We start from the raw sequence: 22,317 nt of genomic DNA, 5'->3' as shown, positions 1-22,317 counted from the left end.
ACACCTCTGCGCATGATCGGCGAGAGGCCTTACCGTGTGCGCCATGGGTCTAACGATCGCTGTTCTCGGTGCTACGGGCGTCTACTCCAGACACTTGATACCCAGGCTGACCGCCGCTGGGCACCGTGTGCTCGCCCTCGCCCGCCGGCCAGAGGCGGCCACGGTGGCTACCGCCTGTGGTGCCGAGGTCAGGCAAGCCGACATCTTCAACCGCGATCAACTCGCCGCGGCGCTCGAGGGCTGCGACATTGGGGTCAACCTGGCGACGAGCCTGCCGGGGCCAGCCGGGCGCGGCGACTTCGACGCCAACGATCAGCTCAGGCGGGAAGGCACGCCTGTCTGGGTCGCGGCCTGCCGTGACGCGGGTGTCGCACGGATAATCCAGCAGAGCATCGCGATGGTGAACAGCGGTGCGGGCGACGCGTGGGCCGATGAGGACACCGCTCCCACGATCGACGACAGCCCAGCGGGGCGGGCGATCGCGGCAAGCCTCGACATGGAAAACGCCGTCCGTACGTCCACTGCCGACTGGGCGATCCTGCGCGGTGGCCTGTTCTACGGTCCCGGCACCGGTCTTGACGACGATTGGTTCTCAAGGGCCGCGGCGGGAAAGCTGCGGCTGCCGGGCGACGGACAGCGCTACGTGTCTCTGGTGCACATTCAAGATATGGCGATGGCCACCCTGGCCACGATCGCTCGGTGGCCGTCGCGCCAAACGCTCATCGTGGCCGACGATCAGCCCGCGAAGTGGCTCGATGTCATGGGTTACGTCACGGCCAGCGCTGGCTCGCCACCGGCTCAGCCTGGCGGCCGCCTCGGCTTTCCCTCGTTTCGCGTGCGCAACGCCCGCGCCCGCGAGGTGTTGTCGTGGAAGCCGTTCTACTCCAGCTATCACAGCGGGCTCGCCCGCTGAGAGAGTTGCCGAACCTATCGAATAACGGTAGATTCCCATCGTGGTTCGATCGAGGGAGAAACGATGGGAAAGCTGACGGTGCTCGCACTGCGGGCCGTCATCGCGGCACTGCTCACTGGTTCGCTTTACCTGCAAGTCGTTATGGTCTACGCCAACGCGGTAAAGCTTGACGAAGGCCTAGCCGCCGGGAACAGTCCCTACGCCGTGATCTCCATCGTGCTCCTGGGCCTGCTGACCTTTCAGGTCATCCTGATCTGCATATGGCGGCTGGTGACCATGGTGAAACGGGGAACCGTGTTCTCCCACGCCGCTTTCCGCTATGTCGACATCGTGATCGGCGCGATCCTGGCAGCGGCGGTCCTAGCGGCGGCGCTCGTGATCATTCTGGCCAGCTCCGGCGACGGCGATACCCCTGGAATGTTCCTCATCATGGGCGGAATCGTCGTGGCCATCCTCGGCGCCGCTCTCCTCGTGCTCGTTCTGCGGATGCTGCTGGCGCAAGCCGTCGCCCGCGACGCCCGGGCCGCGCACCTTGAGGCCGAACTCGACGAGGTGATCTGATGTCCATCATCGTCGATATCGATGTCATGATGGCCAAACGCAAGATCTCCGTCAGCGCGCTAGCCGACCGCATCGGAATCACTCCCGCCAATCTCGCCGTCCTGAAGAACGGCCGGGCCAAGGCGGTGCGTTTCACCACTTTGGAAGCACTGTGCGAAGCCCTCGACTGTCAGCCGGGAGACATCCTGCGCTGGGAAAGAGACAGCGATGATTGAGGTCCGGGGACTGACCAAACGCTACGGCAGCATCCTGGCCGTCGACGACCTGAACTTCGACGTCGAGCCCGGCAAGGTCACCGGCTTCCTCGGCCCCAACGGTGCCGGCAAGTCCACCACGATGCGGATGATGCTCGGCCTCGACCGGCCGACTTCGGGACAGGCGCTCATCAACGGCAAGCCCTTCGCGACGTTCGCCGAACCACTGCGCGAAGCCGGTGCCCTGCTGGACCCCAGCTTCATGCACCCGGGCCGCACCGGCCGCAACCACCTGCGCATCGCCGCCAAAACCAACGGCATTGCGATGCGCCGGGTGCACGAGGTCATCGAACAGGCCGGGCTCACCGGTGCTTCTGGCAGACCCATCAAGGGGTACTCATTAGGAATGCGCCAGCGGCTCGGCATCGCCGCCGCGCTCCTTGGCGAGCCAAAAGTCCTCCTGTTTGACGAACCCATCAACGGCTTGGACCTAGACGGTGTGCTGTGGATCCGCGACCTGTTGCGCCAGCTCGCCGACGAAGGCCGCACCGTGCTCGTGTCCAGCCACCTGATGAGCGAAGTGCAGCAGACAGCCGATCGCTTGCTGGTCATCGGCCGCGGCCACCTGATCGCAGACGCGACGACACAGGACATCCTGAACGGGCTGGGAAACCGTCAAGTGCGCGTGCGCACCCCAGCGCCGGACCTGTTGTTCACCCGGCTCAGTGAGCAGGGCCTGGCCGTCGAACGCGTGGACCCACAAGAGCTGAAGGTCGCCAACAGCACCGCCGAAGACATTGGCAATCTGGCGCACACCCTGAATGTCCCCGTGCACCACCTATCCGAGGTCAGCCAGTCCCTCGAAGACGCCTACCTCGAGTTGACCAACGGCAGCGTGGAACACCACAGCCGAAAGGAAACGCCATGACGGCCACCACGATCACCCCCAGCCGCGATGCCTTGCGCCCCAACGTCTCCCTGGGACAGATCTTCGCCAGGACGTGCACGGCTGAGTGGAGCCGGCTGTGGAGCGTCAAAGCGACCTGGTGGTTCCTTGCCGCGGCGGCGTTCGTGATGCTGGCTCTTGGCACCATCGCCGGTTTCGAGTCCGCCGCCCGCCCGGCGGACCTGCCCAGTCAGCCGGCGTGGACCGAGGTCCGCTTCATCGCCCTGCCAGCACAATTCGCGCTCTTCAGCCTCGCCGCCATTTCGGTGACCGCTGACTACGCCACCGGTGGCATCGTTCCCGCGTTGCAGTGGACGCCGCGGCGAACTGTCTTGTTCTTCGCCCGCTTCCTCGTGACCGTCGCGACCGCGACAGGTGCCGGAGTGCTGGTGGCTGTGCTAGCGGCACTGACCGCGTTCACGACCGCCAATTCCGCCCTTACCTTGCAGCTCAACGAGTTTCCGGGCTTTGTCGGCACCGTCGCTGCCGTCTTCGCGGCCGGAGCGGCCATCGCGGCCGGGATCGGTTTCGTGCTACGCAACACAGCCGGGGCACTGGTCACGTTGTTCCTGCTGATGCTCGTCCTACCCTTGGTACTACGGCAATTCGGCACGTTCACCTCGGCGATAGCGGAGATCCTGCCCGGCTCCGGCACGATATTCCTCATCACCCGCCAGGTGCCCGGCATGACGATGACCTCTTCGGTCATGGTCCTCCTCGCCTGGGGCATAGGCCTCGCACTGCTCGGCTGGCTACGGCTGCAACGCACCGACGCGCACCGATGACGAGCTAGACCGCACCAGGCTTGATGAATCCCGTTTCGTAGGCGGCGATCACGGCTTGCGTGCGGTCACGAACACCAAGTTTCATCAGGATCGCGGCGACATGTGACTTGACCGTCTGCACCGACAAGAAGAGCCGCTGCGCGATTTCCGTGTTCGACATTCCGCGCGCGAGCAGGCGAAGGACCTCCTGCTCGCGTTCGGACAGTTCCGGCAGCGGCTTGCTTGCCGCCACGGCGAATCGCTCGATGACCCGCCGGGTCGAAGCCGGAAACAGCAGGGACTCACCGTTTGCCACCACCCGGACGGCTTCGATGAGTTCCGTGGGCGGAACGCGTTTGAGGACGAAACCGCTCGCCCCAGCACGCAGCGCCTCGAACACGTACTCGTCGATGTCAAAAGTGGTCAGCACCAGAACCTTCGGCGCACCATCGTGTTCGGTGATGCGACGGGTCGCTTCGAGCCCATCCATGCCGGGCATGCGGATGTCCATCAGTATCACGTCTGGCGCAGGCGTTCCCGTCGCTAACCGCACCGCGGCCTGCCCATCGCCTGCCTCCGCGCTGACCTCCCAGCCCTCCACAGTAGACAGGATGGCGCGCAGTCCGATGCGTACCAGGGGATCGTCGTCGACGATGGCGATGTTCATCCGAGCACGCTACGCCGCGTCGTGCACCCGATGCACGCGCACCGCCGCGACAGGGCGCAAACCAGTTCCGTGCCTTCGGGAAAGGCCGCCGCGATCGGCAGCACAGCGTTGACCGCGAAGTCGCCGTCGTCAGTGAGCCCGATGGTGGCCTGACCGCCGAGCAACACCGCCCGGTCCCGAATGGACGCCAGGCCGCGCCCCGGCACCGCGGGCCCGCCACCGTGGCCGTTCACCACCGAGATCGCGACCGCTGTTTGACTCGCCGCGACATCGGCACGCACAGCGGCGCCTGGGGCATGCTTGGCCGCATTGGTGAGCGCCTCCTGCACGATGCGGAAAACGCCGCGGCCCAGTGCCGGGGGCAGGTCTGTCATGTGGAGTCGCGAGACGACGTTCATGCCCGCCTCGCGTGCGCCGTCGATGAGGCCCGCCAAGTTTTGCCCCTCTGGCAACGGTCCGGTCTGCAAGCCACCAGAGATGCTGGAGATGATGCGGTCAAGCTCGCCTAGGGCGGCCCGTCCACGCACCTCGATAGTGCCCAGAGCACGCCGTGCGAAAGCGGGATCGGCATCGAAAACGTGCGCTCCCGCGCCCGCTTGCACGACGATCATCGACAGCATGTGACCGATACTGTCATGCAGCTCCTGGTCGATGCGCACCTGCTCTTCCGCCTGAGCCGCACGGGCCAGAGCAGCCGCGACGATCTGACTGCGATCCGGCCCGAGCGCCCACACCGCCAGCCGCCGGTGCAGGCCAGCCACGGCGTTCGCGGCCCGCCATAGCAACGGCGACAGCACCAGGCCCAGCGGCGCTAGGAGCAGCCAAATCCTTGCTGTGGAAGCAACCCCGGCCACGAGGGCAAGCGGCGCCAGCAACAGCGCGACAGGCAGCACCACGATGGCGAAGCCAAGCGGCCCAAGGACTACGCGGGCACCCACCCACGCCATGACCCGCCAGCTATGCCCGTCCTGGAAGACCGCAAAGCACCGCCGGATCGCGTTGATAGCACCAGACCCCTGGCTGAAGCGCAACGGTTCGGGCGCTGGGACCTCCTGGCCCAGCAGCGAACGCACCCAGTAGCGCTCGAAGCGCCCCACGGGCCGCAGCAACAGTTGCGCCACCACGATGCTGGGGAAGGCCAGAAGCAACAGCTGCCCGAAAAGCCCGCCGATCCAGAGCCCGACGACCACCGTGAACCACAGGACGCCGAAAACCAGCCCTAACACAAGGTAGAGCGCCACACGGGCTCGGGGCGGACGCAGTCTGTTCACCACCTCATCGTGCCCTGCCCGCCGGCGCTGGGCCTCACCCACGCGCCCAAATCTCAGTAGCTCCTGAGAGCGATGGAGGTTCGCTCCGCGGCGGGATGTCCGCCGGCGGTGCCGTGCCTACGTTTCAGGACATGGGAGCCAAACTTTCCACCCTGTGGATTTTTGTCATGTTCAACTATTTGTACTGCGACATCGTCGGCCTAATGGATTCGGCACTATTGCGGCAGTACCTGACCGGTGAAGTCGACGGCCTTCAGATCACCGAGGGATTCCTGCTCGGCGCCTCAGCGTTGATGCAGATCCCGATCTGGATGATTGTCCTATCTAGACTCACCAAGCCCCGCACGAGCCGGCGGCTTAACATCGCGGCCGGCGCCGTCATGACCGCCGTTCAGTCGGCCACATTGTTCCTTGGCACGCCAACCATGTACTACGTCTTCTTCAGCGTCATCGAAATCGCCACCACTTGCTTCATCGTGTGGCTCGCGTGGAGATGGCGCGACGCCGGGTAATACGATGTCGGCCGTGATCGACCCCTCGGTGGCTAAGCACGGCCGCATCCTTCGCCTTGTTCTAACCCTGCTCACCGCGAGCGTTAGTGTCGCGGGCGCGATCTGGCTTGAGGACCTGTCGCATCAGGTCGCCTCCCTGCGGTCGGTGCGCAGGCACTTGCTGGAAACCGGGTTCGTCATGTTCACTCTGTTCGCGATCGCGGTCCCGGTTGGCACAACGCTTCACGCCATCACCGCACGCGATCGCGGCCGGCGGCCAAGCCGGGCTTGGGGCAACGCCGCCATCGTTTTGGCCTATGGCGCGGCTATGGCGGTGCTGGCCTGGCTGGTGACTCCGTCAATTTCCGCGACGCTTTCCGGCGGCCGCGGCGGAGGGTCAGCCGGCGCTTACGCCGCTTGGCTTGTCTTCGTGCTCATACCGTTTGCCGCGATGGCTTGCGCCGGTGGGCTTTACACCCCTGATGAGGTGTCAGCCGGTCCGCTCGAAGCGCACGCCAGCGCGCCCAGGCAGGAGCAACGCAAGCCGGCGCCACTGTTAAGCAGGGCACTGGTGATCACCGCGATCGCCGGCTGGGCGCTGGGCGCGATCCCCTTCGTGCTGCTCGTTATCGGCCGCCTCGTACGCTAGACGTCGTCCCAGGCCATCGAGCTCATCTTCCAGCCAGACGGCGTTAAGACGAATTGGGTCGTCTTGCGCCCGGATCCTTCAAACCAGGTGCCGTCAAGGAATCCGGACTTGCGGTATTCACTGAACCGGTGCGCGATGGAGCCGAAGATCTCGGTGCGCTCGGAGACTTCCCATTCGGAGAATTCCGTCAACGTCCCGTCGGTGAGGATTTTCTCCCGCGGTTCGATGAATGCCTCCACGTCGTAGACAACTGGATCCGCGCCCACGTTCTTGACGATCATCCCCTGTGGAATGAACAGTTCCCAGATCACGCCAACGTTGGGACGCCTGCCCTTGGTGTTGGTGAAGGCGCCAAGGAACGCGTGCGTGAGCTCATCGAGCTGTGCCTTGGTGCCAGGCGCTTTCACAGCGGGCTCAAGCCATTCGGAAGCTAGGAGTGACCAGATCTGAAGGTCACCCCGGCCGCTACCGACGGGTCTGGGGAAACTCTGCCGTAGCGTGCCGTCGAGCGTCATGCCCAGTTTCTTCGCGACATTGCTGCTGCGCTCGTTGGCGGGCTGGGTGCGCCACTGGGCGTGCGCGAGCCCGCGCACGCGGAAAGCCCAGTCCAGCATCGCCCGCACTACCTGGACGAACAGCCTTTTGCCTTCCGCCGAGGGTTCGAGCCAGCAGCCGATTCGGGAATTCTTCGGCGTGCCACGGCTCAAGAGCACGCAGTTGGGCGTTTTCTCGCAGTGGGTTGGCGAACATCGGGCCTCACATTCACATAACAGATGTTGTGCGAATGTATCCTGTCCGCATGCCACGCAGCAAGGGAGATCACGAAGCCCGCCGCCGGGACGTTTCTGGAGCGGTCTGGCGCGTGCTCGCTGAGCACGGCTTCACCGGCCTGACCCTGCGCGCGGTCGCCACCGAGATGGGCGCGACGACAGGCCTGGTCACGCACTACTTCCCAAGCAAACGGGACCTCGTGGAATACGCGCTGCAGTTGCTCGGCGAACGCAGAGCGGCCCGCCCCCGGCCCGATGCCCCGAAGGGCTCGCCGCCCTGCGCGCGGCCTTGCTCGGCATCCTCCCGCTGACACCGCAAGCGGCTGCCAGCAACCGCATTTGGGTCAGCTCCTGGGACGCCGCCCTCGCCGATGCCGAACTGTCCCACCAGCATGGCCTGCGCTACGCGCACTCAAGGGAACGTCTTCGTCAGCACATCCAAGCCGCGCAACGGTTAGGCGAGCTGCCACCCTCCAATCCGGACAGTGCCGCCGCGTCCGTCCAGTCCTTCGCTCTGGGACTCATCGTGCAAGCGCTCTTTGCCCCCGCGGCCTTCCCACCCGAGACCCAGATCAGCCTGCTCGACACCCATCTGGCCCAACTCACCACACGGCCACCCGCGCAGGCGGGCACAATGGCAGGGTGAAGCTGCCTGTCATGCCGCCGGTCTCGCCGATGCTCGCCAAACCGGTGTCCGGGTTTCCTGACGACTGCTCCTACGAGCCTAAGTGGGACGGATTCCGTTCGATCGTGTTCCGGGACGGCGACGAGATCGAGATCGGCAGCCGCAACGAGCGGCCGATGACGCGGTATTTCCCGGAGCTCGTCACCGCGTTCTTAGCGGAGTTGCCGGTCAGATGTGCCGTTGACGGCGAGATCATCCTGGTACGCGAAGGAAAGCTCGACTTCGAAGCACTGCAACTGCGCCTGCATCCGGCCAAGTCACGCGTCACGTTGCTGTCCGAGCAGACACCAGCCGCGTTCGTCGCCTTCGACCTGCTGGCCCTCGGCGACGAGGACCTGACGGCACAGCCGTTCGCGCGGCGCCGGGCGCTGCTGGAGGAAGCGCTCGCGGCCGCGAAACCGCCCGTGCACATCACCCCGGCCACGACCGACCCTGTGCTTGCCCGCCAATGGTTTCACGACTTCGAAGGCGCCGGCCTCGACGGCATCATCGCCAAGCCACTCGACGGTTTGTACGTCCCGGACAAGCGGACCATGTTCAAAATCAAGCACGAGCGCACGGCTGACTGTGTCGTCGCCGGCTACCGCCCGCACAAGAGCGGGGCCAACGCGATCGGCTCCCTGTTGCTCGGGCTCTACAACGACGACGGCACGCTCGCCTCGATAGGCGTGATCGGCGCGCTGCCGATGAGCGAACGGCTGCGCCTGTTCGAGGAGCTTCAGCCTTTGGTCACCACGTTTGAAGACCACCCATGGAACTGGGCTAAGCTCGCCGAAAACGTGCCCGACAAACGCTGGTCCGGTGGATCGCGCTGGAACGCAGGCAAGGACCTGTCTTTCACGCCACTGCGGCCAGAACGGGTCGTCGAGGTTCGCTACGACTATATGGAGGGCAACCGTTTCCGGCACACGGCGCAGTTTTCCCGCTGGCGTCCCGACCGGGCCCCGCAGTCATGCACCTTCGAACAGCTTGAGCGGCCCCTCAACCGAGACCTCAGCACCGTCCTCAGCGGACTCTAGTAGCCGATGTTGCGCAACGCGGTGACGCCAAGCCGGTCCTGAAGCTGTTGCAAATACAGGCTCCACGGCCCGGCCGGTGTGCCGAAGGAGTCAAACTCGCCGTTGCCTTCCCGCGCTGGACCACGGCACCCGATCACCCAGTTGCGCGCGTTCGGTGGATTGGCCACCTTGAACTTGTCACCCAGGCAGTTGTAGAACACCTGATATCCGCCGGACCAGCCGTGACCCGTGCCGGAGTTGCCGCGGTTGTAGGCGCCGATCTGCTGCGACCCGCTACTGGACTGGTGCACGATGTTGTCGAACAGCGTGCCGGTGCCCCAGCGGTGGTGCGGGCCCAACTCGGAGTAGGACTGCTCGGCACGGCTGTCGAGGAACACGTTGGGGCCAGGGCTGTTAGCGCCGGTGACAAAGTCATGCCGCCCGGTCTGCGCGAAGCTGCGCATGACAAGCACATGCGAGGCGCCCTCCAGGTCAAACGGGTAACGCCGGCCGCCCGTGATCTGCGACTTGTGATCCAGAGACGCGCTGTCGGTGACGGTAAGGTTCTTGACCCCGGTGCCGGCCCGCATGGTGCCCTGCACAAAGTGGAGCGAGGTGAGGTTGCGCAGCCACGCGTTCTGCACGTTGGTCAACGCCACCATCCAGCTGGCATGCGCCTCATCGGTCGCGGAGGCGAAGCTGGACTCGGCGCGCAGATTCTCCACGCCGACATGCTGGATGCGTCCACTGAACGTGTATTTGTAAAGCGCGCCGCCGCCAAACTGGGACTGCATCGCCTCCACCACCGGCGAGTCGATGGTGACCTGGTTTCCGCTCACAGCGGTTACCTTGCGCTCATAATGGATCGTCCGCGCCGAGGGAGTCCATGCCGTCGTTGACAAGCACGTCGAACCGTCCACATCGGACGTGTCATAAGACGTTCCCTTGGTGCTGCACGCATCCGTTCCGCTGGCGTCAATCCACTCCTGGTTCGGGGTGCGCACGACCACCACGTCATCGCCGGCCCTGAAGCCCGCGCCGTTGGCGACGGTGAACGTATGCGCGCCAACGGGAACATAGGACGTGGTGATCCGCTGGCGAGATCCGGAAACCTCGCTGCGGCTGCCGCTTCCTTTGACTTCAATGAGATTGCGGGTACTCGTTCCGCTAGCCGTGATCACGGTTCCTGTTGAGCCGCGCAACACGACCCCACTCTTGCTCAGTGTCAGCGTCCCCGAAACCTCGTAACTGCCGGGGTTGAGCAGCACAGCGCCACGAAAACCGTTGCTGTCAGGGGTCAGGGCACCGACGGCGTCTAGTGCCGACTGGATGCGGGCGCCGTCGTCTCCAGTACCAGCTGAAATGGTTTGGCGCACTTGAAGTGTTGGTAGCGAGACTCCCCCGCCGCCGTAACCCGCACGGGAAAAGTCAGGAATGCGGTCGCCATTCGTGTGCGGGAAGTATTGCAGCCGCCCATCCGTGCCGAGCGCCAGGCGCGCACTCGTCACGGCGGCGATGTGAACCTCGACTTCGGTGAGGCTGTTCCACAGGTTGGCCGAGTTGCCATGACCGACGTAACGCACGTAGCGAGCCGAAGTCGCCGCGATGGCGAACGTCTCGTGACCGGTGGTGGTGCCACTGCTCTGTCCGGACCAGACCGTCGTCCAGGTGGTGCCGTTCGTTGAGGTGCGGAGCTCGAAGGTGGACCGGCGGGTGTCGCCGCTGTAGAAGGCGATCCGCACGAGGTTGACGGTCTGCACCGTTCCGATGTCGACGGTCAGCCACTGACCGTCGCCAAGGGCCGACCAGCGGCTGGACAGGTTGCTGTCGAGCACATTGCGCGGGACGTTTCCGTCGTCGGTGCTAGCTGTCGCGAGGCGGGCAGCCGCCTTGACGGGAGCCACCGCGGCCAAACTGACCGCGGCTTGAGCTGGATTGACCGCGGCCGAACCTGCGACAGCGAGAAGCACCACCGGCACCACAACGAGAAACTTCATAAACAGTTAAACTAGTTTCCAAATGTGAATGGGTCAATACGTCGGCATAGGACGGCGAATAGCTGTGAACAAACTGGCCAGCGCCCGTGACCGGCCACCCGCCTCGTCGATTCCGGCGATCGTGGCCGCGCCTTCGCTGACCCAGTCGTTCCACAGCGGACGGTCCAGTGGATCGAGACGCCCGCTCGACATGGCGAGCCGAAGCACCGCGGCGGCGATCTCCGTGCCCATCGCCGGCTTGTACCGGAACCGGCTGGCGATCACACCCAGGTGCTGGACCGCTATGGTGCCGCCCGCTAACCCAACGGTGATGTTGATGTGCGCTTCCACCCCGAAGTCGTTGGGCAGCAACGTATTCAGATAACTGCGGCGCACCGCCCGGTAACCGGTCAGCGAATTGGCGCCCAGCTTGCCCGCGACTTCCGGAAAGAACCGGGTCACCAACGGCTCATAGAGGGTAAAAGTGTTGCTCAGAATCGTGCCAGGGTCGTCATATTCCCAGTCCCCCGCGACGTGATCAGCCGTGCCGCCCACCGCCGCGGCCCGCAGTAACGCGGGCACATTGGCACGCGAAGAGCCAAGATCGGCGTCGAGGAAGCACACCCACGGCGTATCAACGACTCCCAGCGCCGCGTTCATGGCCGCGCCTTTGCCCAGCGGGCCAACGAGGACCTCGGCACCGGCCGCTGCCGCTTTCCCACCCGTTCCGTCGGTCGAGGCACTGTCCACAACCAGGACACGGTCACCTGGATGGCATGCCTGCAAAGCTTGAGCGACCACGGTCGCGACCGTGTCTTGTTCGTTGTGCGCGGGGATGACAAACGTAAACAAAAGATGGCACCTTCCGTCGTGCCGCTTGAAGCGGCCAGGGTCGCGACAGCCCGGCATGGACCGTCGCGTGTGGTGCCTACCGGAGGGTATGCCTTGGCTTAGGCGGTTCCCGCATCTTGACGTTCTCTCCGCTCTAAAGGACGGAGATTCCCTCCACGCTGCGTGTGTAACACACCGCGTCTGGGTGGATTACCGCTTCACCGCGCTGCGCCAGCATCACTACTGGTCTTACCTGCGCTCCACGGTCGTTGAGGTCCGCCCGTCCGGCGGCCCTAACGTTTAACGCCGCGTTGATATCCCGGTCATGAGATACGCCGCATGGGCACACCCACTCCCGCACCGACAGCGGCAACTTCTCGCCCAACCGACCACATGCCGAACATGTGCGCGTGGACGGGAAGAACCTGTCCACTTTGGCCAGTGTGCACCCGGCACGGGCAGCCTTGTACTCCAGCATGTTCACGAACATAGCCCAACCTGCGTCATATACCGATTTCGCCATCCGGGTCCGCCCAAGTCCGGCCACGCAAAGGTCTTCCAGATATACCGCTTGGTTATCGCGGATTATCGTGGTGGACAGTTTGTGTAGCCAGTCTCTGCGTGTGTCGGCAACTCGGGCGTGAGCCTTGGCAACTGCGCGCCGGGCTTTCTTACGATTGTTGCTGCCCTTGGTCTTTCGTGCCAAATTCTGCTGTGCTTTGCGTAATTTGTGTGCGGCGCGCCTCAGGAACCTCGGACTTGCGACCTTGGTGCCGTTCGACAGAACGACGAAATGGACCAGCCCGAGGTCGATACCCACGTCTGAATCGCGCGGTGGCAGGGGTTTTGTGTCTACGTCCACCACGAACGACACAAGATAGCGCCCCGCTGCGTCCGCGATCACCGTAACGGACGACGCAGCACACGGTAGCGGTCGTGACCACACAACCTCCACGTCACCGATCTTCGGCAAGCGCAGTCGGCCGTTGTCGAGCACCTTGAATCGCGCATTGCTGGTAAACCTGATTGCCTGCCGATTGTCCTTGCGTGACCGGAACCTAGGCGGGGCGATGTTGCGCCCCTTATGTTTCCCTGTCATTGATTTGAAGAAGTTGCGGTAGGCCACGTTCAAGTCCGCCAGCGCCTGTTGCAGCACCACGGCGGAAACTTCGCCCAGCCATGCCTGCGCTGGACTCTGCTTCGCCTCGGTCAATGCTTTGGACAGCGCACCATCAGAGATATAAGGCAGTCCGGCCTCGTGTGCCTGCTGACGTGCACGGAGGCCATCGTTGAACGCCACCCGGGCACATCCGAAGGCCCTCGCCAGGCGATCACGTTGAACAGGCGTCGGATAGATCCGGTAGTAGTACCGCAAATGCACAGCCAAAGTTTAACAATGGTTTATGGCCAAGTTTGACGACGTACGCACCGGCACACTGTGGATGCACATTTGGTCTTTGCCTGCCAAGTCTCGGCACCAGGTATTCAGTGATGGGTGCGTGCCCCCGATGAAAGAAATCATGCCGCGATATGCCGCCTTTCGATTTCAACCGGCGAGAACAACCGTGTACATCTGCCAATGAACTAGAGGCCCTAGCGCGTGCGTCTTAACGATCGCTCCGAAGGACACCATGCTGCCATCCGTTCCATTAGAGGCCGCGTGAATCGGGCGGTTCGGGGTAGGCTGAGGCTCTCAGGCGCTCCGGTAGCCGTCCGGCCATCAGGGCTTCCCTGCCGATTGGATTCGTCATGGCCGAAAAGTCCCCGCAGAAGAACGGTTCCAAGAAGGCCGGCAAGACGCTCAAGGAAAAACGCGCTGACAAGAAGACGAAGAAGGCCGCTCGCCGCACCGACGACTAGTCGGCGTCAGCCGCCCGGCGCTTAGCCTCGACCTCATCCCAAAACTGCAGCTCGGCTATTTTCGCCAGCCGCCGCCTCTCCGCGTCCTCAACCCCGCCACGCACTGCCAGCCGGATGATCCAATACTGGGCGAACAAACTCACCAGGATCATGACGATCCAGAAGAAGAACATGCCTTCAGCGATCACGGTGGCAGGCTAGCAAGAGGGCGCTAGTTGCGTCTGTCCACTCAGGACGTTCTCGGCTTGACCAGGAGCAGCTTCCACTTGTTCGCACCGAAGTCCTGGTCGTAGACAAACGCGATCCCGGTGGAGCTTGACCAGGGCGAACTGTCAATGCGTTGCCTGAGGGAGATCGTTGTGAGGTCTCCAATGACGGCGTTCGTAGCCAGATCGATAAAGACGTAGCTGCCATACGGTGGTTCCTGGCCACATATCGGGGAGGCGATGGCCAAGACATACCGGCCCATACTCGTGGACCCGAAGGTGTAGATGCACCGGCCCTCTGAGGTGACGGTCGCAATCGCGTTGGTGTCTGGACGCCACACCACCAAGGCACGGTTGGGCCAGCCGGTGGTACGCGCGAAGGCATAGGTGCCGTCACTGCTCCAGCGCAGCGACTCCGCGATAGCGGGAATAGTGGTGGTTGTGACCTGGCCGGTGGCCGTATTGAGCTTCGTCGTCGGCTGTCCATAGGAATGGATCAAAATGGACGAGCCGTCCGGCGAGGGCAATGCCTGAAGGCCAGGCGGCACGAGACCGATCGGAATCGCGGTAGGGCTGCCGAGCGGCCAGCGGTAGATAGTCCTGCCCTCAGGAGTGAAGTCACCTAACGTGATCAGCGCATCCTGCGCTGGATTCCAGGCCAGGAAGGTATCCGCGTGCTGCGGCACCTGTGTTGTGCTGCCCGTCGCGGCGTTGAACAGCACCAGGCGTCCTTCCGCCACGCCCACTGGGATCCGCGTTTGATCAGACGACCAGGGATAGAGAACTGGCGAAACGTAGAAATCCTGCGAGCCGGACCATAAGGTCTGGTCGCACGTCGTCGCCAGACCTGTGCACAGACGCACCGTGTTTCCTTGGCCATCCGTTTGCATGCCGAACATCCGGTGCCCGAATGGCGCCCATGCCGTGACATTGACGCCACCGTTGCTATTGGACAGCGGAATGGAAACTCCTGTCTGCCGGTCGTGGAGATAATTCGCATGCCCGGCCGGACCGTCATAGCCGAAGAAGAAGACATAGCGTCCGTCGGCTGAGATCTTCACGTTGGACAGCGAGCCACAGCAAGGATGCGTGACATTCGGGGCGATCTGTGTCACGGCATGTGTCGCCGCGTCCCACACGAGCAGTTGCCTGGCAGTGAAACTGTCTCGGGCGAACAGCAACGCGTTGCCGGTCGCTGACCATCGCGAATCGTTGACACCGGAGCCGCAGGAAAGGCCGGCTTCGACAAGGTGATCGGCGCCGCTGGCAGTGTCGTGCACCCTCAGATCGCAGGTCGAGTTCTCGCTAGGCTGGGGGTAGTAGGAAAACAGTGTCCCTTGTGGACTCAGTTGCAAGCCGTAGCTGTTGAGACCGAGATCAGCGACCACCGTGCCGAGCCCGCTCGGCGGTGGGGTCGTGGACGGGGCGACAGTCAGCCTGACCGGCATCGTAAGGCTGTGATTCGCCGTGTCCTGCAACAGGATCGAGAAGTTCCAGGAGCCCGGCTGATCCGGCGTGCCTCCCAGGGTCACCGCGCCCTGGTCTGCTGAAAGAGATAGCCAGCTTGGCACCGTTGAGTCCGCAGTGACGGTGGCGACAACCTGTCCCTGCCCACCTGAGTAGTGCAGTGGTTGCGGTGCAAGCTCTTGGCCGACTTCACCTTCGATCTGCCAGGTGCTGCCAAGGCTAGTCAACGCACCCTGGAACGCGGCTTCGACTTGGGCCGCCATCATGGTCTGCCCACCGCGATTAGGGTGAAACGTCGCGGTGGAAACTAACTTCTTGGGGCCAACACCACGGAAGATGCTCAACAGCACGCCGTTAACCGAAACCCCAGGCGTGTCACCGGAACAATTGTGTGGCACAGAGGCGTCCCAAGTGTTGGCGAAGGAGATCCGGCCAGCGAAGCCATCATTGGCCAGGGCCGACACCTGGCGCAGCGCCGCGAGGTTTAGCCGCTGAATGAAGGCGCTCAGTTCCGTCGCATACACATCGGCGACGCCCGCCCAATAGCTCAGAACACGACCGTTGGTGCGGCATAGCATCGCCGCGGATCCGGGCAAGCCGAGATAGGTACGCTGCTCGACGGTAAGCCCAGCCAGCGAGAGACCCTGTTCGAAGGTGTCGGGAAAGACCTTGGGGTATCCGACCACCACGAGGTGGGCGTTGGGCGCCTTGTTCAGCAGGTCACGGTAAACGTCGTGCAGCGCGAGGTCGAGCTCACTACTGCCGGGCGGAGTTAGCTTGGCGTTCGAGCGCTCGAGGCGTTCCGCGCAGCCCGGCTCGCCCGGCGGTCGCCACACCTTGCCGGTGAACGGTTTGTACCCCATGGCACACGCCTTGCCCAAGTCCCCGAAGTAGGCATCGTTACCACCCGCCGAGATGGTGATCCACTTGGTGTCGGCGCCGACCGTGTCGGAAACCTGGCGCGGCTGCGAGTGCTGATACCTTCCGTCGCTCGAGGGCAGCTGGCCAACATCCAAGGTCATCGTCTCGGTAGTCGCACCTGAACACGCCCAAAACCCACGGTTTGCCGCGAGCACGCCGGGACGCACGCGGAAGGTCCCGTCCTGTCGCTGTGTGGCGTAGGCGTCAGTTCGCGAACGGCGGCAGGTGTTCTTCTGCGCGCCATCGTTTTCCTGGGTTCCGCTTTCGAAGGGATCGAGCCCTTCCCCTGCCGCATAGGAGTCACCCAATGCCACGTAGGTGGCGTTAGACCGAGGCCCGGAAGCTGAGGCGGTGTTCGTTACCGCGGTGAAAACCAGAAGCACTAGCGCGGTGACCGCACTGCCCATGCTTGTCTGCCTCGACATAGACAACAGTAGTACGGGCACAAGGAGGGGACATATATCCGTTGATCCGCCAGCGATTTCGCCGTAAGGCCTAGCTCAGCCGGCTAACCGCCCGCCGCGGCTCGTCGTTTGTGGACAAAAGATGAGTGAGTCATGCACTTGCGGGGTCGTCGCCTAGGCGGATGCCGGCCTGCACATCGGCGCGGGCGTCGGCGGGAAGTGCTGACAGGAGTTCGAGATAGGCGTTGACCGCGGCTGTGTATGCCTCCGCGGCGCGGGGTGTGCCGGACCGCCAGACGAGGTGCCGCTGCACCCGCAACGGATTGTCGCGCAGTGGGCGGATGATGATGCGCGGGTCATCGCGGCGGGCCAAGGGCTGAAAGAGCGCCACACCTCCGGCGGCGACCATCTCACGGATCATGCCGGACCCAGGGGACTGATTCTTTACCCGTGGCGTGAAGCCAGCCTCAGCGCACACGCGAAACAGGGCAAGGTGTTCGCCGTCGTCGAGCACGGGCGGCACGATCCAGTCTGAATCGGCCAGGTCGGTCAGCAAAACCTGTGGCGAGTTGGCCAGCGGATCGCTCACGGACAGCCCAATGTAGGCGGGTTCGTCGATGATTTGCTTGGCGTGCAATGCCTTCGGGATCGGGGCGGCAAAGGATCCAAAACGGATCGTTAGCCCGAAGTCATAACCTTCAATCACCTTCTGGCAGATAGCGCTCGTCGAATCCTCAGCGAGCACCTCTGGGTTGCCGAAAAGTTGTGCGAAGGCCATGAGCAGTGGCCCGGAATAGCCGATGACCCGGATCCGCGATGTGTCCCGCAACCGTTGCGCGGTGCCCTCGGCGAGGCTGTCCATCTCGGCCAGGACGGCCCTCGCTCCCCCGAGCACGAACTGCCCGAGGTCGGTTGGCTGGACGCCGTGGGTGCCGCGGGCGAAAAGGACACCGCCGACACGCTGTTCGATGCGGCGCAACATGGCGGTAAGCGCCGGCTGGGAAATGCCCAGGGTGACGGCGGCTTTGCTGAGGCTTCCCGAGTCGGCGATCGTGCATATAACGCGCAGGTGCCGAAGGTCCAGGTCCTGCATACACGAATGTTATGCCCTATTGGGATAAGACGGATGGCCTTTGCCTGGCTGATGCTGTTATGACACGGAGTCATCCATCCCATCCATCCCCCCCGGCGAAGAGGCGGCGTCCGCCTAGAGAAGCGACGCCGCCACTTCCATCGGCTTTGATGATTGTGGGTGACCGGACGGCCACCTAGTGTCCACCACATGAGATTCAGGCGTATCACGGTTACCGCTCTCGCGATGGGGCTCGCGGCTACCGCCGTCGGTTCCGTTCCCGCAGCGGCAACCGGTCCAAACACGACCTACCTGGTGGTCGCGCCTCAAGGCCACGCGGTCGGCCAGGCCGCGGATCGGGTCGCCTCAGCAGGCGGCACCATCGTGGCCAGCTACCCGCAAATTGGCGTGCTGGTCGTCCAGTCCACCAGCCTGTCCTTCGAGACCGATGTCGCCGGCAGCGGCGTTGAAGCGGTCGCGTCCACGGCGAGCCTGCGCACCCGGCTCGACGAGGAAGAGGTCATGGAGACGGTCGACGCTCCCATCGGGCAAGCCACCGGAAACCCAGCCGGTGAGCCACTTTGGGGTCTGCAATGGAACATGCCGCAAATCAACCTTGAGGCGGCGCACGCGATCACGACCGGCAGCTCCAACGTCGTCGTTGGCGTGCTCGACACCGGCATCTCCAGTTCTCACCCGGACCTCGCGACTCAGATCGACAAGTCCAAGAGCGCCTCGTGCCTCGGCGGAGTGGTCGACACGAACGAAGCCGCGTGGAATCCAACCACCTCAACGCATGGCACCCATGTCGCCGGCACCATCGCGGCGGCACTCAACGGCATCGGCGTCGCCGGTGTCGCACCGGGTGTCAAGGTCGCGTCGGTCAAAGTCGTGACCAACGCCGGATTCATCTACCCCGAGGCGGCCATTTGCGGCTTCATCTGGGCGGCCGAAAACGGCATGCAAATCACCAACAACAGCTACTTCATCGACCCGTGGGAGTTCAACTGCCGCAACGACGCGCGCCAGCGGCCGGTGTGGCAGGCGGTCCAGCGGGCCATCCGCTACTCGCAAAGCCGTGGTGTGCTGAACATCGCGTCAGCCGGAAACTCCAATGTGGACTTGCAGCACAAGTTCATTGACGACGGCAGCCCCAACGATGGCAGCGCTCCGGTCGAAGAACGGCTCATCAACAACGCTTGCGTCGTGCTGCCGGGTGAAGCTCCCGGCGTGGTAACGGTTTCGGCCGTCGGCCGGGTGCGGCTCAAGAGCTACTACTCGTCCTATGGGCAAGCTGTCGTGGACGTCGCGGCACCGGGTGGCGACACCCGCCAGCCGAACCCGGCCGTGTCGACCACCGCTAACGCGATCCTGTCGACCACGTACAACACGGCGACCGGCATCAACGGCTACGGCTACCTACAGGGAACGTCGATGGCCAGCCCGCACGCCGCAGGCGTTGCCGCGCTGGCACTTTCGGCACACCCGGGCCTGACGCCCGCCGCACTGGCTTCGTTCCTGGAGCGCACCAGTGTCGCGTTGCCTTGCCCGCCCGGCGTTTACGACCCACGCCCGGGTCTTGACCAGTTCAAGGCCACGTGCACCGGTGGTAACCGCAACGGCTTCTACGGCGCCGGTGAAGTCGACGCTCTAGCGGCGGTTCAGTAATGCGGTCTGCCCGGCGGGGGTCCTCCCGCCGGGCAGCCTTCCTCAGGCGATGACGGAACGCCTGCGGCGGATCAGGAACCAGACCACGCCGGCGATCGCGACCGCCGCGGCGCCGCCTGCCCCGAGCCAGAGCCACAGGTGCTCAGGTGGAACAGCCGCGCCGGCCAGGAGCCGCCGTTCAGCATCAGGTTCTGCTCCTTGGGTACGCAGTGCGCCCGCACCCCCATCAACAACGGTCAGTTTGAGCGTGGCGATCCCGTTGGCCCCGGAGCCGTCCGTCACCGAAGCGGTGATCGTGTGCTCGCCCAGCGACAGCCGCCGCAACGACAGCGTCCTGCCAGAGCCGAGGTCGCCGTCGAGGCTGGACTTCCACAAGATCGCCGATCCGGCCAGGTCGCCTTCTTCGGGATCGAACGCGAACGCGCTCAGGTCGCCCAGGAAGTAGCGCGGGATCGTCGACCCATCCGGAAGCTCACCAATACTGACCAGCGGCTTGCGGGCCGCCATAGCGAAAGGCGTGCTCACGGTTTCGGTGTTGCGCACGCCATCGTTCGCGATGACCTTCACCTTGACGGCCGTGCCGCCCGGCACGGCGACGCCGGGTCCAATAAGGACAGACGTCACGTCGGTGTCCAGCGCGACCGGCAGCCAGCGAACGCCATCGGCACTCCACAACACCGTCGAGCGCACCGCGTCACCATCGGGATCGCTGACGTTCCACGTGATGCGGGTGCCGTCGGCGCCCGTGTTCACGGCCAGGCCGCCGATCGCGGGAGCCGCGTTGCTCACCTTGCGCGTCGACTTGACGTTTCCGTCGGAGAGCAGGCTGATCGCACTGATTTGGCCGGCGACGGGAATCACCTTGGCGAATTCACCGACCGCCGTTTCGGTGCCCTTGTCGCCGTGCAGGTGCACCATGTCAGCCGAGCCGAGTTCGCCAACCTTGACGCGGGCGATGACCGCTCCGGCACTGTCGCGCACGGCGATCTCGTTCTTGCCTACCGCACCGCTTCCGGTGGCTTCTTCGGCGGCCAGTGCCGCCAGTGACGGTGCGAGCTTGTCGACCAGAGCGGCTTGTGTGATGGTGCCGCCGTCCTTGGTGAGCACGCCGGTCACGAGCACCCATGCCTGAGGTTTGGCTGGGATCGCCATTTTCAGCTTGGTGGCTGGCATCGTCGGGTATTCGTTGTAGTTGGGAGTGCTGGGATCGGCGAGGCAGATCTTCAGCTCCATCCCGTTAGGACCGGTCACCGACTCATCGCAGTCGACCGTGTTGCGCGTCGGGTTCGGAATCGGTTTGCCCGGCACGCCAATGCCCTCAGGCGAGCAAGGAACCTCGTAGTAGGTGAGCATCAGGCACCAGTGGTAGGCGTCGTTCCACTTGGTGCTGGCGTAACTCATCAACGGGAACGCCGCCTTCGGGTGCGACGGGTTGTTGCTGTAGATGTTGAACGGGGTGTCGAAGACTGTCATCCCGAAGTAGCCCATGGCGTTCACCGGTGCCAGGGAGCAGTTGGGTGCCGCGTTGGGGTGGGTCTTGTCCAGCGCCCCACCGGCTTCCTCGCTGCCAACACAATCCACATGCCCGAGTCCGGTGAGGTGACCAGCTTCGTGCGAAGGGGTCGTCCCGGAAGGCATGGTCCACGCGGACTTCAAGCTCGACTTGGCCCAGCCGGTGTAGCCACCGCTGGGAATAGAGCTGTCGAACATGCCGAACAGGCGCTCATCGGCTGGCAGGTTCAGCACTTGGTGATACCAGAACAGTTTCTGCAGTGGCTGCGTGCGCCCGGTGCCGCTGGAGAGATCCCAGGCGGAGATCGCGGCGAGCCCGCCGTTGCCACCGCCCGTGGCGGGGCTGAGCGGAATCGGGTAGAGCGTGAGGTTGGTGTCGGCCAGCGGGTGGTAGCGGACAATGTTGTTGGACACGAACTGCGCTGAACTGACCGTCCACGCGAGGCTGGGATTTGGTCCCGGGCCAGCCCCATCGTCGAGCGGGACGACGTGGATGTTCGGCTTTTTCGCGTTCTTGAAGTTGACGTTTAACTTCATGAAGTTGTTCTCGGGGTTGGGTTCCTTATCGTCCAGTGTGGACGGTCCATAGGCCCACACGAGCGCGGAGACGCTCAGGTTGCCTTCGGCATACCACTTCGGATCGAGCACGAAGTTGAGCGCGGAGTCGGTCTCGGTGCGGTCGGTCGTCAGGCCCACGCTGAGCGGCCCGTTGACCGGGTAGAGAATCTCTTGCTCGCCACCGCGTTTGACCAGAATCGCCCCATCGACCGGAGCCCAGTTGCCTACGTTGGCTCGCGGGTGCACGCGGATCCAGGTCTTGCGGTCGGCCACGAGCGGCATCTGTGACTTGAGGTCCTGAATGTTCTGGGTGACCTCAACTCCCAGGAGGTAAAGATCGGGGAAGTCCGGGGCTGGCCCAGGGTTCTGAATAGCCGGGCCAGGGGTGGGGCTTTTCGGTCCGGCCAGGTTGACCGGGTTGCTCGGCGCTGGCGGATCGCAGCACAGCGGGTCCAGGGAGATCTGCAGGTCACCCGGGGTGGCCGGAGGCGGCGGCGGCACGGGAGTGCGGGGCGGTGTCGTCTGCGTAGGCGGTGGCTCGATGCGCAGCCGCGCCTGAGCCGACGTTCCGGGCGCGGTCGAGCACACGCCATTGTTCGCCACACAAGCGGTCACGGTGTGGAAGCCGGGGGTCAGGTTGGGAGCGCTGAAGACCGCCGTGAACCCAGGTGGCTGGTAGGCGACGGTTGTCAGCACCGTTTGTCCAATGGCGAGCTTGATCTGGTTGCCGCCGAAGGTGGGGAATCCCGCTCCCGTGGCGGTGATCTGCGCGCCTGGGCGGGCGCTCGCTGGGTTCAGCGAAAGGCTCGCGGCCGCTTGGGCCACGGCGGCCGGCTGCGCGGCTATCAAGACTATTACGGCGGCGGCCAGGGCTGGCCCGCGCCAGTAACGGCGGTAAAGCGGCATCGTCATATCTATGTGAGACCGCCCGGC

At 64.2% G+C, this 22,317-nt stretch carries 21 protein-coding genes; 11 read left to right on the top strand and 10 right to left on the bottom strand.

The genetic code is table 11. The annotated features are described in order from the left end of the window. The first annotated feature begins 43 nt into the window (after positions 1–43). The 5 genes from A3E1_RS0102430 (at position 44) to A3E1_RS0102410 (ending at position 3,399) form a co-directional block, all read left to right on the top strand. Entirely contained in the window at positions 44–913 is an 870-nt protein-coding gene (locus A3E1_RS0102430) for an NAD-dependent epimerase/dehydratase family protein (protein ID WP_020519161.1), read from the top strand. Positions 914–976: 63 nt separating this feature from the next. Continuing rightward, positions 977–1,474 (top strand): DUF2975 domain-containing protein, encoded by a 498-nt coding sequence (locus A3E1_RS0102425; protein WP_020519160.1) that lies wholly within the window; start codon positions 977–979, stop codon positions 1,472–1,474. Beyond that, positions 1,474–1,689 (top strand): helix-turn-helix domain-containing protein, encoded by a 216-nt coding sequence (locus A3E1_RS0102420; RefSeq protein ID WP_020519159.1) that lies wholly within the window; start codon positions 1,474–1,476, stop codon positions 1,687–1,689. The genes A3E1_RS0102425 and A3E1_RS0102420 overlap by 1 nt, the downstream gene beginning before the upstream one ends. Beyond that, positions 1,682–2,596 (top strand): ABC transporter ATP-binding protein, encoded by a 915-nt coding sequence (locus tag A3E1_RS0102415; RefSeq protein ID WP_020519158.1) that lies wholly within the window; start codon positions 1,682–1,684, stop codon positions 2,594–2,596. The genes A3E1_RS0102420 and A3E1_RS0102415 overlap by 8 nt, the downstream gene beginning before the upstream one ends. Next, on the top strand, positions 2,593–3,399 hold the full coding sequence (locus A3E1_RS0102410; protein ID WP_020519157.1) for a hypothetical protein: 807 nt from the start codon (positions 2,593–2,595) through the stop codon (positions 3,397–3,399). Before A3E1_RS0102415 ends, A3E1_RS0102410 begins: the two co-directional genes overlap by 4 nt. A gap of 4 nt (positions 3,400–3,403) precedes the next feature. Here the strand turns inward: A3E1_RS0102410 and A3E1_RS0102405 are convergent, their stop codons facing one another. Together A3E1_RS0102405 and A3E1_RS44320 are read right to left on the bottom strand one after the other, a co-directional pair. Next, positions 3,404–4,045, bottom strand: a complete 642-nt coding sequence (locus A3E1_RS0102405; protein ID WP_020519156.1) for a response regulator transcription factor — start codon at positions 4,043–4,045, stop codon at positions 3,404–3,406. After that, a complete protein-coding gene (locus A3E1_RS44320) occupies positions 4,042–5,316 on the bottom strand; it encodes a sensor histidine kinase (protein WP_157631264.1) in 1,275 nt (424 codons plus the stop codon). Before A3E1_RS44320 ends, A3E1_RS0102405 begins: the two co-directional genes overlap by 4 nt. A gap of 131 nt (positions 5,317–5,447) precedes the next feature. On the opposite strand from A3E1_RS44320, the gene A3E1_RS0102395 reads away from it, so the two are divergent. Together A3E1_RS0102395 and A3E1_RS0102390 are read left to right on the top strand one after the other, a co-directional pair. Continuing rightward, positions 5,448–5,828 (top strand): DUF6326 family protein, encoded by a 381-nt coding sequence (locus tag A3E1_RS0102395; protein ID WP_040390444.1) that lies wholly within the window; start codon positions 5,448–5,450, stop codon positions 5,826–5,828. A 13-nt stretch (positions 5,829–5,841) separates the two neighbouring features. Next, the gene (locus tag A3E1_RS0102390) at positions 5,842–6,456 is read left to right on the top strand and encodes a hypothetical protein (protein ID WP_157631263.1); all 615 of its coding nucleotides are present in this window, start codon (positions 5,842–5,844) and stop codon (positions 6,454–6,456) included. On the opposite strand, the gene A3E1_RS47870 is transcribed toward A3E1_RS0102390, so the two are convergent. Further along, positions 6,453–7,169, bottom strand: a complete 717-nt coding sequence (locus A3E1_RS47870; RefSeq protein ID WP_020519152.1) for a GNAT family N-acetyltransferase — start codon at positions 7,167–7,169, stop codon at positions 6,453–6,455. The genes A3E1_RS0102390 and A3E1_RS47870 overlap by 4 nt on opposite strands. An 86-nt stretch (positions 7,170–7,255) precedes the next feature. Between A3E1_RS47870 and A3E1_RS48230 the strand changes: the two genes are divergently transcribed. From A3E1_RS48230 to A3E1_RS0102375, 3 genes are read left to right on the top strand one after another with little or no spacing between them, the layout of a single operon-like run. Beyond that, positions 7,256–7,537 (top strand): TetR/AcrR family transcriptional regulator, encoded by a 282-nt coding sequence (locus tag A3E1_RS48230; RefSeq protein ID WP_245571059.1) that lies wholly within the window; start codon positions 7,256–7,258, stop codon positions 7,535–7,537. Further along, positions 7,516–7,872: a TetR family transcriptional regulator C-terminal domain-containing protein gene (locus tag A3E1_RS48225; RefSeq protein ID WP_245571058.1), complete on the top strand. Its 357-nt coding sequence runs from the start codon at positions 7,516–7,518 to the stop codon at positions 7,870–7,872. The genes A3E1_RS48230 and A3E1_RS48225 overlap by 22 nt, the downstream gene beginning before the upstream one ends. Further along, positions 7,869–8,930: an ATP-dependent DNA ligase gene (locus A3E1_RS0102375; RefSeq protein WP_020519151.1), complete on the top strand. Its 1,062-nt coding sequence runs from the start codon at positions 7,869–7,871 to the stop codon at positions 8,928–8,930. Before A3E1_RS48225 ends, A3E1_RS0102375 begins: the two co-directional genes overlap by 4 nt. Here A3E1_RS0102375 and A3E1_RS38515 read toward each other — a convergent pair. From A3E1_RS38515 to A3E1_RS38505, 6 genes are all read right to left on the bottom strand, one after another. Then, positions 8,927–10,906, bottom strand: a complete 1,980-nt coding sequence (locus A3E1_RS38515) for a discoidin domain-containing protein (RefSeq protein ID WP_020519150.1) — start codon at positions 10,904–10,906, stop codon at positions 8,927–8,929. The two genes, A3E1_RS0102375 and A3E1_RS38515, sit on opposite strands and share 4 nt — an antisense overlap. 33 nt (positions 10,907–10,939) lie before the next feature. After that, on the bottom strand, positions 10,940–11,737 hold the full coding sequence (locus A3E1_RS44315; RefSeq protein WP_020519149.1) for a glycosyltransferase family 2 protein: 798 nt from the start codon (positions 11,735–11,737) through the stop codon (positions 10,940–10,942). A 133-nt stretch (positions 11,738–11,870) separates the two neighbouring features. Further along, on the bottom strand, positions 11,871–13,097 hold the full coding sequence (locus A3E1_RS0102360; protein WP_085952204.1) for an RNA-guided endonuclease InsQ/TnpB family protein: 1,227 nt from the start codon (positions 13,095–13,097) through the stop codon (positions 11,871–11,873). A 475-nt stretch (positions 13,098–13,572) separates the two neighbouring features. Beyond that, positions 13,573–13,764, bottom strand: coding sequence for a hypothetical protein (locus A3E1_RS46835; protein WP_157631262.1), 192 nt, complete (start codon positions 13,762–13,764; stop codon positions 13,573–13,575). Between the two features lie 41 nt (positions 13,765–13,805). Next, positions 13,806–16,577, bottom strand: coding sequence for a putative Ig domain-containing protein (locus A3E1_RS0102345; RefSeq protein WP_020519145.1), 2,772 nt, complete (start codon positions 16,575–16,577; stop codon positions 13,806–13,808). Between the two features lie 148 nt (positions 16,578–16,725). Continuing rightward, entirely contained in the window at positions 16,726–17,667 is a 942-nt protein-coding gene (locus A3E1_RS38505; RefSeq protein WP_020519144.1) for a LysR family transcriptional regulator, read from the bottom strand. A 189-nt stretch (positions 17,668–17,856) separates the two neighbouring features. On the opposite strand from A3E1_RS38505, the gene A3E1_RS0102335 reads away from it, so the two are divergent. Beyond that, on the top strand, positions 17,857–19,314 hold the full coding sequence (locus A3E1_RS0102335) for a S8 family peptidase (RefSeq protein ID WP_040390319.1): 1,458 nt from the start codon (positions 17,857–17,859) through the stop codon (positions 19,312–19,314). A 42-nt stretch (positions 19,315–19,356) separates the two neighbouring features. Here the strand turns inward: A3E1_RS0102335 and A3E1_RS0102330 are convergent, their stop codons facing one another. Next, the gene (locus A3E1_RS0102330; protein WP_020519142.1) at positions 19,357–22,296 is read right to left on the bottom strand and encodes a hypothetical protein; all 2,940 of its coding nucleotides are present in this window, start codon (positions 22,294–22,296) and stop codon (positions 19,357–19,359) included. Positions 22,297–22,317 lie beyond the last annotated feature (21 nt).

It is taken from the genome of Catelliglobosispora koreensis DSM 44566 (genome assembly GCF_000379685.1).
Lineage (GTDB): Bacteria > Actinomycetota > Actinomycetes > Mycobacteriales > Micromonosporaceae > Catelliglobosispora > Catelliglobosispora koreensis.
Note: the sequence above shows the minus strand (reverse complement) of the source record. Positions and strands in the feature narration are given on the sequence as shown.

Coding starts and splice junctions, on each gene's coding strand:
- A3E1_RS0102345 (WP_020519145.1), bottom strand. CDS start 16,577: ATGGGCAGTGCGGTCACCGCGCTAGTGCTTCTGGTTTTCACCGCGGTA.
- A3E1_RS0102405 (WP_020519156.1), bottom strand. CDS start 4,045: ATGAACATCGCCATCGTCGACGACGATCCCCTGGTACGCATCGGACTG.
- A3E1_RS0102335 (WP_040390319.1), top strand. CDS start 17,857: ATGAGATTCAGGCGTATCACGGTTACCGCTCTCGCGATGGGGCTCGCG.
- A3E1_RS0102330 (WP_020519142.1), bottom strand. CDS start 22,296: ATGACGATGCCGCTTTACCGCCGTTACTGGCGCGGGCCAGCCCTGGCC.
- A3E1_RS0102415 (WP_020519158.1), top strand. CDS start 1,682: ATGATTGAGGTCCGGGGACTGACCAAACGCTACGGCAGCATCCTGGCC.
- A3E1_RS38515 (WP_020519150.1), bottom strand. CDS start 10,906: ATGAAGTTTCTCGTTGTGGTGCCGGTGGTGCTTCTCGCTGTCGCAGGT.
- A3E1_RS0102425 (WP_020519160.1), top strand. CDS start 977: ATGGGAAAGCTGACGGTGCTCGCACTGCGGGCCGTCATCGCGGCACTG.
- A3E1_RS48230 (WP_245571059.1), top strand. CDS start 7,256: ATGCCACGCAGCAAGGGAGATCACGAAGCCCGCCGCCGGGACGTTTCT.
- A3E1_RS0102410 (WP_020519157.1), top strand. CDS start 2,593: ATGACGGCCACCACGATCACCCCCAGCCGCGATGCCTTGCGCCCCAAC.
- A3E1_RS0102395 (WP_040390444.1), top strand. CDS start 5,448: ATGGGAGCCAAACTTTCCACCCTGTGGATTTTTGTCATGTTCAACTAT.
- A3E1_RS0102430 (WP_020519161.1), top strand. CDS start 44: ATGGGTCTAACGATCGCTGTTCTCGGTGCTACGGGCGTCTACTCCAGA.
- A3E1_RS0102420 (WP_020519159.1), top strand. CDS start 1,474: ATGTCCATCATCGTCGATATCGATGTCATGATGGCCAAACGCAAGATC.
- A3E1_RS38505 (WP_020519144.1), bottom strand. CDS start 17,667: ATGCAGGACCTGGACCTTCGGCACCTGCGCGTTATATGCACGATCGCC.